The 16,136-nt window shown below is 73.9% G+C and carries 14 protein-coding genes; 5 read left to right on the top strand and 9 right to left on the bottom strand.

The genetic code is table 11. The annotated features are described in order from the left end of the window. Positions 1-25 precede the first annotated feature (25 nt). The 3 genes from RM844_RS01740 to RM844_RS01730 all read right to left on the bottom strand — a co-directional run bounded on the left by RM844_RS01740 (position 26) and on the right by RM844_RS01730 (position 3,162). Positions 26-844, bottom strand: a complete 819-nt coding sequence (locus RM844_RS01740) for an ABC transporter permease (protein WP_394814390.1) — start codon at positions 842-844, stop codon at positions 26-28. Beyond that, a complete protein-coding gene (locus RM844_RS01735; protein WP_311664322.1) occupies positions 841-1,854 on the bottom strand; it encodes an ABC transporter ATP-binding protein in 1,014 nt (337 codons plus the stop codon). The genes RM844_RS01740 and RM844_RS01735 overlap by 4 nt, the downstream gene beginning before the upstream one ends. 108 nt (positions 1,855-1,962) lie before the next feature. Further along, positions 1,963-3,162: an NYN domain-containing protein gene (locus RM844_RS01730; RefSeq protein ID WP_311663826.1), complete on the bottom strand. Its 1,200-nt coding sequence runs from the start codon at positions 3,160-3,162 to the stop codon at positions 1,963-1,965. Between the two features lie 185 nt (positions 3,163-3,347). On the opposite strand from RM844_RS01730, the gene RM844_RS01725 reads away from it, so the two are divergent. Then, complete coding sequence (locus RM844_RS01725; RefSeq protein WP_311663824.1) at positions 3,348-3,488, top strand: hypothetical protein; 141 nt, start codon at positions 3,348-3,350, stop codon at positions 3,486-3,488. A gap of 46 nt (positions 3,489-3,534) precedes the next feature. Here RM844_RS01725 and RM844_RS01720 read toward each other — a convergent pair whose 3' ends face one another. The 4 genes from RM844_RS01720 to dnaE all read right to left on the bottom strand — a co-directional run bounded on the left by RM844_RS01720 (position 3,535) and on the right by dnaE (position 8,834). Continuing rightward, positions 3,535-4,197, bottom strand: coding sequence for a hypothetical protein (locus RM844_RS01720; protein ID WP_311663822.1), 663 nt, complete (start codon positions 4,195-4,197; stop codon positions 3,535-3,537). Next, a complete protein-coding gene (locus RM844_RS01715; RefSeq protein WP_311663820.1) occupies positions 4,194-4,796 on the bottom strand; it encodes an RNA polymerase sigma factor in 603 nt (200 codons plus the stop codon). Before RM844_RS01715 ends, RM844_RS01720 begins: the two co-directional genes overlap by 4 nt. 147 nt (positions 4,797-4,943) lie before the next feature. Further along, on the bottom strand, positions 4,944-5,189 hold the full coding sequence (locus RM844_RS01710) for a hypothetical protein (protein ID WP_311663818.1): 246 nt from the start codon (positions 5,187-5,189) through the stop codon (positions 4,944-4,946). A 102-nt stretch (positions 5,190-5,291) separates the two neighbouring features. Then, positions 5,292-8,834, bottom strand: a complete 3,543-nt coding sequence (gene dnaE / locus RM844_RS01705; protein ID WP_311663816.1) for a DNA polymerase III subunit alpha — start codon at positions 8,832-8,834, stop codon at positions 5,292-5,294. Between the two features lie 325 nt (positions 8,835-9,159). On the opposite strand from dnaE, the gene RM844_RS01700 reads away from it, so the two are divergent. The 3 genes from RM844_RS01700 to RM844_RS01690 all read left to right on the top strand — a co-directional run bounded on the left by RM844_RS01700 (position 9,160) and on the right by RM844_RS01690 (position 12,698). After that, entirely contained in the window at positions 9,160-9,846 is a 687-nt protein-coding gene (locus RM844_RS01700) for a hypothetical protein (RefSeq protein ID WP_311663814.1), read from the top strand. A 150-nt stretch (positions 9,847-9,996) separates the two neighbouring features. Continuing rightward, a complete protein-coding gene (locus RM844_RS01695) occupies positions 9,997-10,917 on the top strand; it encodes a thioredoxin domain-containing protein (RefSeq protein ID WP_311663812.1) in 921 nt (306 codons plus the stop codon). 119 nt (positions 10,918-11,036) lie between these two features. Next, a complete protein-coding gene (locus RM844_RS01690) occupies positions 11,037-12,698 on the top strand; it encodes a serine/threonine-protein kinase (RefSeq protein WP_311663810.1) in 1,662 nt (553 codons plus the stop codon). A gap of 19 nt (positions 12,699-12,717) precedes the next feature. Here the strand turns inward: RM844_RS01690 and RM844_RS01685 are convergent, their stop codons facing one another. After that, a complete protein-coding gene (locus tag RM844_RS01685) occupies positions 12,718-13,281 on the bottom strand; it encodes a dienelactone hydrolase family protein (protein WP_311664320.1) in 564 nt (187 codons plus the stop codon). Between the two features lie 151 nt (positions 13,282-13,432). Between RM844_RS01685 and RM844_RS01680 the strand changes: the two genes are divergently transcribed. Beyond that, entirely contained in the window at positions 13,433-14,485 is a 1,053-nt protein-coding gene (locus RM844_RS01680) for a mechanosensitive ion channel family protein (RefSeq protein ID WP_311663808.1), read from the top strand. Between the two features lie 55 nt (positions 14,486-14,540). On the opposite strand, the gene RM844_RS01675 is transcribed toward RM844_RS01680, so the two are convergent. Beyond that, a complete protein-coding gene (locus RM844_RS01675) occupies positions 14,541-16,133 on the bottom strand; it encodes a Na+/H+ antiporter (protein WP_311663806.1) in 1,593 nt (530 codons plus the stop codon). Positions 16,134-16,136 lie beyond the last annotated feature (3 nt).

The following is a 16,136-nucleotide window of genomic DNA, read 5'->3' as shown; positions in this document are numbered from 1 at the left end:
CTGATGAGCCGACCGGCGGCCCGGGTCAGCCCCTGGCGGCCCGGCGGTAGGCCCAGGTCGCCAGGGCCAGCGCGGCCACCCCGACCGCCGCGCAGACGGCCAGCTGGGCGACGACCAGCCCGGCGTCCGGGTCCGGGCCGAACATCTCGGCCAGCGCGTCCACGCCGTAGCTGGAGGGCAGCAACTCCCGGGTCCAGCGCAGCGGCTCCGGCAGCCGACCGGCCGGCAGCACGCCCAGCAGCAGCGCCGCCGACATGCCCAGCTGGCCGCAGAGGGTGGCCAGCTCCGGCCGCGGGGCCAGCAGCCCCAGGGCGGCGCCGAGCCCGGCCAGCGCCGCGCCGGTCAGCGGCACCACCGCCAGCAGCAGCCAGAGGCCGCCGAGCGGCAGCTGGTAGAGCAGCGCGCCGGTGACCGCGGTGACCAGCACCCCTGGCACGGTGAACGAGGCGTAGGCGGCGGCGGTGCCCAGCACCACGGCGGGGGCCGGCACCGGCAGGGTGGCGTAGTGGTCGAGCCCGCCGGCCCTGAGCTGACCGAAGTACTGGGCCAGCAGGTTGAGCGCGACGAAGGCCACCACCAGCACCGCCGAGCCGGCGACCACGGCCCTGGCCTCGGGCCCCGACCCGCCGTCCACCACCCCGCGCATCAGGATCATGATCCCGATGGACTGGAAGGTGGCGACGAACAGCAGCGGCATCCGGGCCACCCTGGCCCGGGAGAGCTGCGCCCGGTAGACGGCGCCCAGCGCCGGCAGCAGCCGGGCGGCCGGCGCCAACGGGGCCGGCTCGGCCGGCTCCCCGGCGTCGGCGGCCGGCCGGCCGGGTGCCTTGTCGATCAGCGTCACTGCCGCACCAGCCCCTCGCCCCGACCGCCGAGGGCCAGGTACACGTCCTCCAGGCTGGGCGTCGCCAGGGTGAAGTCGTCCAGCGCGGCGAACGCCTCGCCCTGGGTGACCGTGCCGACCACCGCCCGCGCCCGGTCCTGCGGCAGCCGCAGCGTCCAGCGGCGGCCGGTCACGTCGGCCTCACCGCGCAGCCGCTCGATCTCCGGCACGCCGAGCGGCGGCTCGGCGCGCCACACCAGGTCCAGCCGGACCCGGGTGTCCACCAGGGCCTTCAGCCCGGCCGGGGTGTCGCAGGCGATCATCCGGCCGGCGTCCAGCACCGCGACCCGGTCCAGCACGCTCTCCGCCTCCAGCACGTTGTGGGTGACCAGCAGCACCGTCGTGCCGTGCTCGGCGCGGCGGCGGTCGACGGCGGTCCACACCGCGCGGCGGGCCACCGGGTCCATCCCCGTCGTCGGCTCGTCCAGCACCAGCAGCGGCCGGTCGCCGACCAGCACGGTGGCCACGCAGGCCAGCCGGCGCTGCCCGCCGGAGAGCCGCTTCAGCGGGCGGTCGGCGAGCGGCTCCAGGCCCAGCTCGGCCAGCACCGCCTCCCGCGCGGCGCGCGCCGCGGCCAGTTCGAGGCCGCGCAGCCGGCCGGTGGTCTCGACGGCCAACGCCACCGTCAACTCGTCGAGGGCGCGCGACTCCTGGCCGAGGTAGGCCAGCAGCCGGGCGGCCCGGTCCGGGTGGCGGACCACGTCGTGGCCGAGCAGCGAGATGCTGCCGGCGTCCGGCCGCAGCAGCCCGGTGAGCTGCTTGACGAGGGTGGTCTTGCCGGCGCCGTTGGGGCCGAGCAGCCCGAAGATCTCGCCACGGGCGACCCGCAGCGAGATGGCGTCGTTGGCCGGGTGCGGCTCGGCGGCGGCACCCCGGCGGCCGCGCCCCCGACCCCGGTAGGTCTTGGTCAGACCACGCACGGTCACCACGGCGGGCGGGGTCGCTGAGGAGTCCGGAGTGCGCGGTGCCATCGTGGTCTTGGGCCCGGCCCGGCCGATGGAGGAGGCCACGGCCAGAGCCTACGTTGCGGCCGGGGCCGGCCGGCCGGCGGGGCGCGCTTCGGTCATCGGGCGGCGCGGTCAGGAGGGGGCGCGCTCGGCGCCGGTGCGGCCGTCCACCTCGCGCCAGAAGCCGGCCCTGATCGCGTACCTGTCCTGCTCGTCGATCTGGTCGTCCTTGTGCGCCAGCAGCCCGAACCTGGCGGCGTAGCGCAGCAGTTCGCCGTCGATCCGGTGCGGGATGCGCGGGTACTCGGTGGACAGCTGACGCAGCGGCGTCTCGTTGGCCAGCCGCTCCGTCCAGCGGCGGGCGAAGACCTGGCCGACCTCGAACGGGTCCCCGCCGACCGTGGTGATGTCCTCCTCGCGGTCGGCCCAGCGCTGCTCGGCCGAGGTGAGCTGGGCCAGCGTCGGCAAGGCCGCCGTCTCACCCGGCTCGTCCCCCGGGCCCCGCTCGATCCAGCCGCGGTCGGACGACCAGCGCAGCGTGGCGGTGGCCGGCGGCGGCACGGGGCGGCCAAGGGAGGCCAGGTCCTTGGGGGTTGGCACGCCCTTCGGGGTGGGCGGGCTGGGCGCCTCGCCGCCCTGCGCCGGGCAGGCGGCGGGGGCCGGGGCGGTGCCGTTGGTGGCCGGCTCGGCGGGCGTGCCGGACTCGCCCGAGCCCTTCTCCGGCAGCGGCGCGGAGAGGATGGCGGCGATGTCGGTGCGCGGCAGCCCGCCGTTGGCCTGCGGCTCGCTGACCCGCACCGCCTGGGTGATCCAGGCCCGGTCCAGCACCCGCCGCTCGTCGGCCTCGGCGACCAGGTCCTCGGACTGGTTGTAGTCGCCGTCTGCGGCCTGCACCGCCCACAGGTGCACGGCCACCCCGTGCTCCTTCGCGGACATCAGCCCGGGCAGCAGGTCCCCGTCGCCGGTGACCAGCACGATGTCGGCGCAGGCGCGGTTCCTGGCCAGCTCGGTCAGTTCGGCGTGCATCGCGGCGTCCACGCCCTTCTGCGCCCACCGGCCGTCGCTGCGGGTCAGCGCGCCGAGGCGGACGGTGACCCGCGGCATCACCCGCAGCCGACGGTGCTCGGGCTGCGGGACGCGGTCGGGGGCGCCGTCGAACCAGTAGATCCGCAGGAGTTCGCGGCCGGTGTCGGCCTCGGCGCGCTCGCGCAGGCCCTGGATGAGTCTGGCGTGGTCCACGGCGATACGGGGGCGCGCTGGCTCTCCGGCGAGCAGGCTGGCGGCGGCACCCAACAGGTAGCCGGCATCGACCAACACGACGCAGCGGTCCACGTGGCACCTTCCCTTCGCCGGACGTTTCCTTGAGTCTGCCCGACGGGACCGCTGTTATCTGTGCTACTCGATCTTCGGCGTGGCAAACCGGTCACCCGTCCTCCGGAATGCGAACTATCCGGCCACATGTGAATCTGGTGAGGGCGCCACGTCAGCCGGGGGAACGACCCAGCCAGGAGGCGATCATGGCCAAGGACAGGAACCGCGATCGTGAGGCCCCGCAGGACCGCAGGAACGAGCAGCGCGAGCGGTCCGAGTCGCCCAACCCGGAGGCCGCCGAGCAGTCCAGGGGCAAGAAGCGGGAGCGGAAGTTCGGTCACAACTGACCGGCGTGGGGACCGCCCCGGCCCGTGACGGGCCGGGGCGGCGGCCTCACTCCGTGGGCACGTCGGCGCAGGCGCCGTCCACGAAGGCGATGCTGCCGAAGGTCGGTTGGTCGACCAGCAGCACGGTGTCCCCCTCCTCAAGCCGGTAGGTGACGTCCTCGGGGAACTCGTTGTCCCCGGCCCGGACGTAGGAGATCCCGTTCTCGTCGCCGGTGACCACGGTCGGGGCGGGCGGGTCCTGGGCGACCGGGTGCAGCAGGCGGGCGCCGCCCAGCGGGTTGTCGCGGGCGTGCTCCTCCAACTCCGGCAGATATTCCCCCACCTCCATCCGGCTGACGCCTACGAAGAGGCCGTCGGGGAACGGCTGGCAGTGGTAGCCGGCCGGCGGGTTGTACACGGAGGCCACGCCCGCGTCGGCCAACTCGGCGAGGAACGCGTCGATCTCCGCCTCGCCGCGCGGCCAGTCGGTCAACCGCACCTCCACGCCGCCGGCCCCGTCGGGCTCCACCGCGTACGCCGGGCCGGCGCCGCCGCCGGGCAGCACCAGGACGGCGGCGGCCGCCGCCGTCGCGGTGGCCAGCCCGGCCACCGCCCGGCCCGGGGTCACGAACCGGCCCCGACCAGGAGCCCGGCGCGGCTCGTCGGCCGCCGCCCGCACCACCTCCCGCTTCAGCTCGGTCAACAGCCGGTCCTCGAAGTCGCTGCTCATGCCTGGCTCCTCGCGTAGGTGACGGGCGGGGTGGGAACGGGGGTGTCCGCAGGAGCGGCAAGCTTCCGCAGCCGGCCGCGGGCCCGGTGCAGCCGGACCCGGGCGGCCACCTGGCTGATGCCGAGCGCCCGGGCGGCCTCGGCCGCCGACAGCTGGTCCACGGCGACCAGTTCGAGCACCGTGCGCTCCCCCTCGGGGAGTTCGGCCAGCGCGGCCAGCAGCCGGCGGCCCTCGCGTTCGGCGGAGAGCTTCTCCTCCAGCCGCGCGATGTCGTCGGGAGCCAGCAGCCGGCGGCCGGCGATCCGGCTGTCCAGCGCCCGCTGCCGGGCCACCCGGCGGCGCTCCGAGGAGACGACGTTCCGTGCCACGCCGAACAGCCAGGCGCGCTCGTCGCCGAGTCCGGGCCGGTAGGTGTGGCCCGAGTCGATCACCGCGAGGAAGACCTCGGCCGTCAGGTCGGCGACCGTGTGCGGGTCAGCGCAGCGCCGGGCCACGAACCGGGTGACGGCGTCCACATGGCGCCGGTAGAACTCCTCGAAGAGTTCCGGATCACGCGCCGCGGCGGCGGGGCCGCCGCGGCTTCTGGTGACGCTGCGCACGTCGTGCTCTCCCGTCCTCGTCCTGCCTTACACCCCTGCTTGGACGGCGGGCGGCGAAGCGTTACGTCGGGCGGGTGGGGGCTTCGGACACACCCCACCGGGGGCGCCGTCCGGCGCCCCCGGTGGGGTTTCGCGCATCGACCCCGCTCAGTCGCCGAACGCGTGTCGTTCGTGCGCGGCGGCGAAGTACCGGGCGTCGGCGACCTGGGAGGCTACCAGGGTCACCGGCGGCCGCCCGACGTGCACCAGATCGCCGGCCTCGGCCGTGCACCGGACCCGGTCCTCGTAGGCCGATCCCGGGAAGTACCGCGCCAGGGCGTGCACCGTCTCCTCCTGGGAGGTGTGCGCCTCGCGCAGCAGGAACACCGCTTTCTCGATCATCCGGGCGTCCATCTGCCCCACCTTCTTCCGGGGATCTCCCACGCCACCCGTGGGGTGTGTCCCCGCTTCCGACGGTAGCTCCGAACACCTATCGGATCGGTAAAGCGGCCGCCATCATCCCGCCAAGCAGGAGGGTCCCAGGAGCGCCTTGAGGTCACCGAAGAGCGCCGGGTCGGCCTGGACGCGGTGCCGGTCGAGCCGGAGCACGGTGGTGGTGCGCGCGCCCTGGAGCCGGACCCGCACCTCGGTCGGCCCCCGGTGCTGGCCGAGGACCTCGCCGAGCCGCTCCACCAGCGGCGGAGTGACCCGGACCGTGGGGATGGTGATGGTCACCGGCGCGTCGGCCGCGGCCTCGCTCAGGTCGGGCACCATCAGCTCCATCGCCACCAGGCGCGGCACGTCCTCCCGCTTGTCCAGCCGGCCCTTGACGAACACCACGGTGTCCTCGACGAGTTGGGTGGAGACCAGCTGGTAGGAGGCGGGGAAGAACATGCAGTCGATGGAGCCGGCCAGGTCCTCCACGGTGGCGATGGCCCAGGCGTTGCCCTGCTTGGTCATCTTCCGCTGGAGGCCGGAGATGATGCCGCCGATGGTGACGATCGCGCCGTCCGCGTGGTCACCGCCGTTGAGCGCCGAGATCGCCGCGTCGGCCTTGTCGTCCAGCACGTGCTCGATGCCGAAGAGCGGGTGGTCGGAGACGTAGAGCCCGAGCATCTCGCGCTCCTGGGCGAGCAGGTAGCTCTTCTCCCACTCCTCGTCGGAGAAGACCACGTCCATCCCGAAGCCGGGCCCGTCCCGGCCGTCGTCGGCGTCGCCCATCCCGCCGAAGAGGTCGAACTGGCCCTCGGCCTCCTTCCGCTTCACCTGCACCACGTTGTCGATCATCGACTCGAAGTGCTGGGTGAGGCCCTTGCGGGTGTGGTTGAGGGTGTCGAAGCCGCCGGCCTTGATCAGCGACTCGATGGTGCGCTTGTTGCAGACCACCGCCTCGACCTTGTCCAGGAAGTCGGGGAAGGAGCTGTACTTGCCCTTGGCCTTGCGGGTGGCCACCACCGAGTCGACGACGTTCTGCCCGACGTTGCGGACGGCGGTCAGGCCGAAGACGATCACGTCGTCGCCGCGCGGGGTGAAGTGCGCCTCGGACTCGTTGACGTCCGGCGGCAGCACCTTGATGCCCATCCGGCGGCACTCGTTGAGGTAGACCGCCGACTTGTCCTTGTCGTCCCGGACCGAGGTGAGCACCGCGGCCATGTACTCGGCCGGATAGTTGGCCTTGAGGTACGCCGTCCAGTAGGTGACCAGGCCGTAGGCGGAGGAGTGCGCCTTGTTGAAGGCGTAGCCGGAGAACGGCACCAGCACGTCCCAGACGGCCTGGATCGCCTCGTCCGAGTAGCCGTTGTCCCGCATGCCCTGCTGGAAGGGGACGAACTCCTTGTCGAGGATCTCCTTCTTCTTCTTGCCCATGGCCCGGCGGAGCAGGTCCGCTTGACCGAGCGAGTACCCGGCGAGCACCTGGGCGGCCTTCTGCACCTGCTCCTGGTAGACGATCAGGCCGTAGGTGACGTCCAGCACCTCGCGGAGCGGCTCCTCCAGCTCCTTGTGGATCGGGGTGATCTCCTGCTGGCGGTTCTTCCGCAGCGCGTAGTTGATGTGCGAGTTCATGCCCATCGGGCCGGGCCGGTAGAGGGCGCCGACCGCGGAGATGTCCTCGAAGTCGGTCGGCTTCATCATCCGCAGCAGGGAGCGCATCGGCCCACCGTCGAACTGGAAGACGCCCAGCGTGTCGCCGCGGCCGAGCAGTTCGAAGGTCTTGGGGTCGTCCAGCGTCAGGTCGAGCAGCTTGATGTCGACGCCCTTGTTCCGCTTGATGAGCTTGACCGCGTCGTCCATGATCGTCAGGTTCCGCAGGCCCAGGAAGTCCATCTTCAGCAGGCCGAGGGCCTCGCAGGTGGGGTAGTCCCACTGGGTGACGACGACGCCGTCGTTCTTCGGGGCGAAGAGCGGCACGTGGTCCACCAGCCGCTCGCTGGACATGATCACGCCGGCGGCGTGCATGCCCATCTGGCGGACCAGGCCCTCCAGGCCGCGCGCGGTGTCGATCACCTTCTTGACGTCGGGCTCGTTCTCGTACATCGCCCTGACCTCGCCCGCCTCGCTGTAGCGCGGGTGGTCCTTGTCGGTGATGCCGGAGAGCGGGATGCCCTTGCCGAGCACGTCGGCCGGCATGGCCTTGGTGATCCGGTCGCCCATGGCGTAGGGGTAGCCGAGCACCCGGTTGGCGTCCTTGATGGCCGCCTTGGCCTTGATGGTGCCGTAGGTGCCGATCATGGACACCTTGTCGGCGCCGTACTTCTCGGTGACGTACCGGATGACCTCACCGCGCCGACGCTCGTCGAAGTCGATGTCGACGTCGGGCATGGAGACGCGCTCGGGGTTGAGGAACCGCTCGAAGATCAGGCCGTGTTCCAGCGGGTCGAGGTCGGTGATGCCCATCGCGTAGGAGACCAGCGAACCGGCCGCCGAGCCCCGGCCGGGGCCCACCGCGATGCCCTGCTCCTTGGCCCACATGATGAAGTCGGCGACCACCAGGAAGTAGCCGGGGAACCCCATCTGGATGATGACGCCCATCTCGTACTCGGCCTGCCGCTGCCGGTCCTCCGGCACCCCGCCCGGGTAGCGCCGGGCCATCCCGCGCCTGACCTCCTCCTGGAACCAGGTCACCTCGGTGTAGCCGTCCGGCACGTCGAACCTGGGCATCAGGTCGCGCGGCTCGAACCAGCCGGTGATGTCGACCTGCTCGGCCACCAGCCGGGTGTTGGCGCAGCCCTGCTGCCAGGCGTCCGAGGAGTCGATCGCGTACATCTCGGCGGGCGACTTCAGGTAGTAGCCGGAGCCGTTGAAGCGGAACCGGTCCGGGTCCGAGAGGTTCTTGCCGGTCTGCACGCAGAGCAGCGCGTCGTGGGCCTCGGCCTCGTGCGCGTGGGTGTAGTGCGAGTCGTTGGTGACCAGCGGCGGGATGCCCAGCTTCCGGCCGATCTCCAGCAGGCCGTCGCGGACCCGGGTCTCCAGGTCGAGGCCGTGGTCCATCAGTTCGAGGAAGTAGCGTTCCTTGCCGAAGATGTCCTGGTAGTCGGCGGCGGCCTTGAGCGCCTCGTCCGGCTGCCCCAGCCGGAGCCTGGTCTGCACCTCGCCGGACGGGCAGCCGGTGGAGGCGATCAGGCCCTCGGAGTACTGGGCGATGGTCTCCTTGTCCATCCGCGGCCACTTCACGAAGAAGCCCTCGGTGTAGGCGTCCGAGGTGAGCCGGAACAGGTTGTGCAGCCCGGTCTTGTTGCTCGCCCAGATCGTCTTGTGGGTGTAGCCACCGGAGCCGGAGACGTCGTCCCGCTTCTGGTGCGGCTGGCCCCACTGCACCCGGCGCTTGTGCCGCCGGGACTCGGGGGCGACGTACGCCTCGATCCCGATGATCGGGGTGACGTCGGCCGCCCGCGCCTGCTGGAAGAAGTCGTACGCGCCGTGCAGGTTCCCGTGGTCGGTGACCGCGATGTGCGACATGCCCATCTCCTGGCAGGCGCGGAACATGTCCTTGAGCCGCGCCGCACCGTCCAGCAGCGAGTACTGGGTGTGCACATGCAGGTGGGTGAAGGGCTTGGTCACTCCACGGGCCTTCCGCAGCAGGGGCAGGGACGGGTCGGGCGCCGGCGCCCACGGCCTGCCAAGGCCGCCAGGGGCGCGCGCCAGGACACCGACCCTACCTCTGCTCCCACCCGTGGCCAGTGCCCTCCCCCACCTCAGGCGTCCGAGTGTTTTCGCAGGTCACACTAGGCGCATTGGGCAACGCCCAAGGTCAAGGCGGTCGCGGGAGAACGGCCGGGAGGCGACCGAAAACGGGCCCTCGCCACGGTCCGCCACCACCCTCCCACGGTCCGGATCGGCGCCCGCCCGTAGGCACCCGCGGCCGGGCGTGGCACACTCGGCATCGATGGGCAGTTCGACTTCCGGGATACGCGTGTTCCGCGCGGCGGTGTTCGCCGCGCTCTGTGTCACGCTCTCGGCCGGTGCCCACGTCCTGATCTCCGGTCGGCCGCTGCCCACCCCCGCCGTGGCGCTGGTCACGCTCGGGGTCTTCGTGGTGGCGCTCACCCTGGCCGGCAACCGGGAGCGCGGCTTCGGCGCCATCGCCGCCCTGCTGATCCCGCTCCAGCTGGCCGCCGACGCGGTCTTCACCGCCGGCCAGAGCGCCTGCTACGGCCCGGGCGGCCAGCCCGTCCCGGGCCCCACCCGGCTCTTCGGCTTCGACCTGGTCTGCGCCGGCGGCGAGGTCGGCACCCCGCTGGCCCGGCTGCTCGCCGGCGAGCCGTCGCCGCTGGCCCAGGCACCGGGGCACGGCGCCGGCCCCTGGCTGCTGCTGGCCGCCCACGTCGGGGTCGGCCTGGTGGCCGCCGGCTGGCTGCGCGGCGGCGAGCGGGCCGTCGCCCGGCTGCTGCGCGCGGCCGGCGCGGCGACCTTCCGGCCGCTGCTGATCGCCTGGGCCGTCGCCGGCGCCTGGGTCCGGGAGCCGGCCCGGCCGGCGCCGGCGCACGCCCGCCCGGAGCGGCCGACGACGCCGCCGCTGGCCCACTCCGTACGGCGCAGGGGCCCGCCGCGCCCGGCGTTCGGAGCCTGCTGACCCGAGGCCGCCCCCCGGGCGTCCCCCCGTGACGCCCCGGCGTCCGCCCCCGCACGCACCGAACCACCGTCCCGGCCGGCGCGGTCAGGCCCGGCGACCCGGCCGACCGCGGGCCTTCCCCACCCATGAGACGAAGGACACGGATTCCCCATGAGCAAGCGCAACACCCAAGAGGCCAAGCGCGCCGCCCGCGAGCGGCTCCTCGCCGAGCGGGAGAAGCAGAAGAAGAAGGAGAAGGTCCGCCGGCAGCTGGTGGTCGCCGGCTCCGTGGTCGGTGTGCTGGCCGTCGCCGGCGGCATAGGCGTGGCCGTCGCCAACATGGACAGCGGCGGCGGCGAGGGTGACGCCACCGACTGGAGCGCGGTCCGCGCCCAGCTGGAGGGCGAGGAGCCGGCCGAGGACGAGACGGTCTACCCCGCCGACGCCCCGGCGCACGCCAGCGGCGACGACGGGCTGACCGTGCTGGTCGGCGACCCGGAGGCGGCCAACACCGTCACCCTCTTCGAGGACCCGCGCTGCCCGTCCTGCGCCGCGTTCGAGCAGGGTGTCGGCGAGACCATCCACCAGGACATCGCGGACGGCGCGTACAACGTCGAGTACGTCTTCGGCACCTTCCTGGACGACCGGCTCGGCGGCTCCGGCTCCCGCAACGCGGTCTCCGCGCTGGGCGCCGCGCTGGACGTGAGCCCGGAGGCCTTCCAGGGCCTGCACGAGCAGCTCTACCTGGCCGAGAACCACCCGTCGGAGCAGGTGGACGACTTCGCCAACGACGACCTGCTGATCGAGCTGGCGCAGAACGTGCCCGAGCTGGAGGGCAACGCCGAGTTCGAGGCGGCGGTCCTCGACAGCACGTTCGCCGCCTGGGCGCTCCAGATGTCGGACAAGTTCAACGCCGACGAGGAGGTCACCGGCACCCCGTCCGCGAAGGTCAACGGCACGGTCGTGGAGGTGCCGCGGGACGCCCAGAGCTGGGCGGCGATGCTCTCCACCGTGCTGGTCGACGACCAGCCGGCGGACGACGCCGCCGAGGGCACCGAGGAGGGCACCGAGGAGGAGGCCGGCACCGAGTGAGGCGCTGAGCCACCTGCCGTGACCGGCTGAGCGCACCCCGGCCGCCGCCGGCCGTTCCCCCGACGGGCGGGCGAACCTCCGTGGCTCGCCCGCCCGTTCGGGTGCCATACGCTGGCCCCATGGCAGGGGCGGAACGCGGGCAGGTCGTCGACGGCAGGTTCGAACTGCTGCGCCGGCTCGGCCGGGGCGGCATGGGAACGGTCTGGCGCGCCAGGGACGTGGCGCTGGAGCGCGAGGTCGCGCTCAAGGAGGTGCGCCCGCCGGACGGCGCGGAGCACGTCCCGCCGCCCGAGGTGCTGCGCGAGCGGGTGCTCCGGGAGGCCCGCGCCCTGGCCCGGCTGAACCACCCGAACGTGGTGCGGATCTACCACATCGTGGACGTGGCGCCGCATCCCTGGCTGGTGATGGAGCTGCTGCCCGGCAAGACCCTGCACACCCGGGCGCGCGGCGGCCCGGTGCCGCCGGCGGACGCCATCCGCTGGGGGCGCGACGTGCTCTCCGCGCTCCGGGCGGCGCACGCCGCCGGCATCCACCACCGGGACATCAAACCGGCCAACATCCTGCTGCGCGAGGACGGCTCCGCCGTGCTCACCGACTTCGGGATCGCCGCGCTCCCCGGCGCGGCCAACGCGCCCAGCGGCGGCGGGGGCATCGTCGGCTCCCCCGAGTACCTGGCCCCGGAGCGGATCAGCGGCGCGCCGGACCACCCGGCGGCCGACCTGTGGTCGCTGGGCATCACCCTCTACATCCTCACCGAGGGCCACAGCCCGCTGCGCCGGGAGAGCACCCTGGCCACGCTGACCGCCGTGCTGGAGGACCCGATCCCCCCGCCGGTCCGCTCGGGGCCGCTGACCGGCGCGCTGACCGCGCTGCTCCAGCGGGACCCGGCGGCCCGGCCGGACGCCGCCGCCCTGGACGCGCTGCTGGCCGAGGCGCAGCGGCTGGCCGCCGGCGGCCCGGCGGCCCCGCCCCCGGTACCGGTCGAGCCGACGCCGACGGAGGCCGACCTGCCCTGGGCCCCACCACCCCCGCCGACCCCGACCCCGCTGCCCACGCCGACCCCGACCGCCACCGCGCCGACCCGCCCCGCGCGGCCGGCGGGGGCGGCCGGCGGCCGGCGGGCCCGTGGCCCGGTGGTACTGGCCGCGCTGCTCGGCGCGCTGCTGCTGATCGGCGTCCCCACCTCCTGGGTGCTGCTGCGGGACGGCGGCGACGAGCCGGAGCGGGAGAGCGCCGGCCCGGCCGACCCGCCGACCGACGACGCCCCCGACGAGGTCAAGGAGGAGAAGCCGGAGCCGCCGCCCTCCCCCGTCGAGTCCGACACCGAGACCGAGCCGGAGGAGACCGAGCCGGAGCAGGAGGAGACCCAGGCCCCGGAGCCGGACCCGGAGGAAGAGGAACCCGAGCCCGACCCGGACCCCGAGCCCGACCCGGAGCCGGACCCCGGGCCGGAGGGCTTCTGGGTGGCGCAGCTCTTCTCCGAGCCGGTCTCCACCGGGGAGGCGACCAGGGACCACCGGCTGGCCGCGGTCCGCGCCGACGTGCCCGAGGCCCAGGTGCTGCGCAGCGACGACTACGCCTCGCTCAACCCCGGCTACTGGGTGATCTACGCCCCCGGCCCGTTCACCGACGGCCGCGCCGCCGTGGCCCGGTGCGCCGAGGCCGGCCTGACCACCAGCAACGCGTGCGTGGGCCGCTACCTCAGCCAGGACCCCGACGACAAGGCGCTGGTCTGCGACCCGGCGGGCGGCGGCAGCGGGGGCTGCGTCCGCGAGGACTGACCGGAGGGCCGCCGGGCGGTCAGCCCAGCTCGTCGAGGAACGCCAGCGCGGTGCGCCAGGTCGCCTCGGCCGCCTCCGCGTCGTGGTCCGGCAGCTCCGGGTCGGTGTAGAGGTGGCCGGCGCCCGGGTAGCGGAAGATCTCGACGTCCGCGCCGGCCCGCCCCATCCGCAGGTACCAGGCGGTGAGCCAGTCGTGCGGCTCGAACGGGTCGGGGTCGGCGACGTGCAGCTGGGTGGGCAGTTCGTCCACCGCCGCGTCCTCCGCGATGTCGGCGGTCCCGTGCAGCAGCAACAGGCCGCGGGCCCTGCTGTCGTTGAGCGCGACGGTCTGCGCCAGCGAGCCGCCCAGCGAGAGTCCGGCGTAGACCAGGCCGGCGTCGGAGTGCGGCGCGGTGGCCGCGATCGCCCGTCGCAGCAGCTCGTCCCGCCCGATCTCGTCCTTGATCGCCATCCCGTCCGGCACGGTGTCGGCCGTGCGGCCCTCGAACAGGTCGGGGGTCCACACCCGGTGGCCGGCCGACCGCAGCCGCTCGGCGGCGGCCAGGACGGCGGGGCGGAGGCCGTAGGCGGAGTGGAAGAGCATGACGTCGGTCACGGTCGGCGGGCACCTTCCCTTGGTCGCGGCCCCCGTCACTCGGGGATGCCCATCCTGCCAGTTAGATTTGCCGGGAACGACGCGAGGCCGGCCCCGGCCGGAGCCCGGGCCGAACCCGAACGGAGAAGACGGAGAGACGATGGACGACGTGCTGCGCCCGCTGCTGGTGATCGGCGGCACCGTCACGCTCACCCTGGTCATAGGCTGGCTGATCGACCGGACGCTGCGGATCGCGGACGCCCGGCACAGCGAGACCCGGATCTGGGGGCTGCTGCGCCGCTGCCAGCTGCCGCTCCAGGTGCTGCTGGCCTCGGCGGCCGTGCAGATCACCTACGACCTGTTCGACCTGGAGCTGCGCCGCAACGACGTGGTGCACAACGTGCTGGCCACGGTCACCATCGCCGCCGCCGGCTGGCTGGCGATCCGGGTGGCCGACGCGGTCGCGGAGAACGTGCTGACCCGGTACGCGGCGCGCACCGACGACCAGTCGCGGGTGCGGCAGTTCCACACCCAGCTGGTGATGCTGCGCCGGGTGGTCACCACCGTGCTCGCGGTGGTGGCGGCGGCGGTGGCGATCCTGCTGGTCTTCCCCGACCTGCGGGCCCTGGGCACCTCGATGCTGGCCTCGGCCGGCGTGATCGGCATCATCGCCGGCGTGGCCGCCCAGTCCATGCTGGGCAACCTGTTCGCCGGCCTCCAGGTCGCCTTCGGTGACTCGGTGAAGATCGGCGACACCGTGGTGGTCGAGGGCGAGTGGGGCACCGTCGAGGAGATCTCGCTGGCCTTCCTCACCGTCCGCATCTGGGACGACCGCCGGCTGACCATGCCGGTCTCCTACTTCAACAGCAAGCCCTACGAGAACTGGTCGCGCGGCGGCCACGAGATCACCGGCACCGTCTTCCTGTACCTGGACCACAGCACCCCCGTACCGGCGCTGCGCAAGCACCTGCAGGAGTACCTGCTCGGCCGGAAGGACTGGGACGGCCGCAGCTGGAGCCTGGTGATCACCGACACCACGCCGACCACCATCCAGGTGCGGGCCGCGATGTCGGCACGGAACGCGGACGACGTGTGGACGCTGCGCTGCGCCGTCCGCGAGGAGCTGATCGGCTGGCTGCGGGACCACCACCCGTACGCGCTGCCCCGGGTGGCCACCGGACCCGCCGCCCCGCCCCCCGCGCCGGAGCTCTGAGCCAACGGGCCCGCGCCGCGGCACCCACGCCACGGAGCCCCAAAGCCGTCAGCCGTCAGCCGTGCGGCAGGCTGCGCCGGTCCAGCTCGTGCAGCACCCGGTCCACCACCTCCGGGTCGACGCCCGGCTCGGCCCGCGCGGCGAGCACCGCGTGCCGCGCCGCCGAGAGCAGCTCGGCGTGCAGCAGGAGCAGGTCACGGGCCCGCTCGGCGCGCTGGGTGGCCTGCTCCCTGCGGTCCTCCTCGGCCAGCCGCGGCGAGATCCGCAGCCCGATGTCGTAGGCGCGCCGCAGCAGCGCCTCGCTGACCTCCTCGGGCAGCTCCCGCTCCGCGGTGATCTCCCGCAGCCGCGCCTTCGCCGCCCGGGCGGCGCGCACCGCCAGCTCGTGCTCCAGCGCCTCCTCCGCCCGGCTGTCCCCGCGCACCCCGAGCCGGCCGGCCAGCCAGGGCAGCGTCAGCCCCTGGATCAGCAGGGTGCCGAGCACCACCACGAAGGCGATGAAGACCAACGCGTCTCGCTCCGGGAAGGCGCCGCCGCCGTCCACCGTCAGCGGCACCGCCAGGGCCAGCGCGATCGAGGCGACGCCGCGCATCCCCGACCACCACATGATCACGGTCTCCCGCCAGCTGTGCGGGATGTCCTCGTCCAGGTCGCCGCCCCGGTGCAGGCGCTGCGCCAGCCAGGCCGCCGGTAGCAGCCAGAGCAGCCGCACCAGCACCACCGCGACCAGCACCAGGCCGGCGGCCGGCAGCAGCTCGCCCCAGCGGCCGGCGGCGGCGCTGAACACCACGTTCAACTCCAGCCCGATCAGCCCGAACGCGACCCCGGTGACCAGCAGGTCGAGCACGCCCCAGAAGCTCTGCCCGGTCAGCCGCCCGGCGACGTCGTCCGGGTCGCTGGCCCGCTCCGCCAGGAACAGCGCGGCGACCAGCACCGCCAGCACCCCGGAGCCGCGCAGCTCCTCGGCCAGCGCGTAGGCGGCGAACGGCGCCAGCAGCGTCAGCCCGGTGCGCAGCGTGGCGTCGCCGAGCAGCGCCAGCAGCCGGGCGGTGAGCCAGCCGAGCACCAGCCCGACCAGCACCGCGACCACCGCCGACAGCACCAGCTCGCCGCCCGCGTGCCAGGCGGAGAACGAGCCGGTGACGGCCGCCGCGATGGCCACGTGGTAGAGGGTGATGGCGGTGACGTCGTTGAAGAGCCCCTCGCCCTCCAGGATCGACACCATCCGGCGGGGCAGCCCCAGCCGTCCGGCCACCGCCGTGGCCGCCACCGGGTCCGGCGGCGCGACCAGCGCGCCCAGCGCGATGGCCGGCGCCAGCGGCATGCCGGGCACCACTGCCTGGGCGACCACCGCGACCGCGGCCGTGGTGACGAAGACCAGCGCCACCGCGAGCAGCAGGATCGGCCGGACGTTGGCCGCGAACTGCCGCCAGGAGGTGCGCTGCACCGCGGTGTAGAGCACCGGCGGCAGGATCAGCGGCAGGATGAACTCGGGCGGCAGCCGCACCTCGGGGACCAACGGCAGCAGCGCCAGCAGCCCGCCGAGGACGGTCATCAGCACCGGCGGCGGCAGCCGTAGCCGCTCCGCCACCGGCACCATCACGACGGAGCCGAGCAACAGGGCGAAGAGCAGCGTGAGTTGGTCCACGGA

This window comes from Streptomyces chisholmiae (assembly GCF_031845445.1).
Classification (GTDB): Bacteria; Actinomycetota; Actinomycetes; order Streptomycetales; family Streptomycetaceae; genus Streptomyces; species Streptomyces chisholmiae.
Note: the sequence above shows the minus strand (reverse complement) of the source record. Positions and strands in the feature narration are given on the sequence as shown.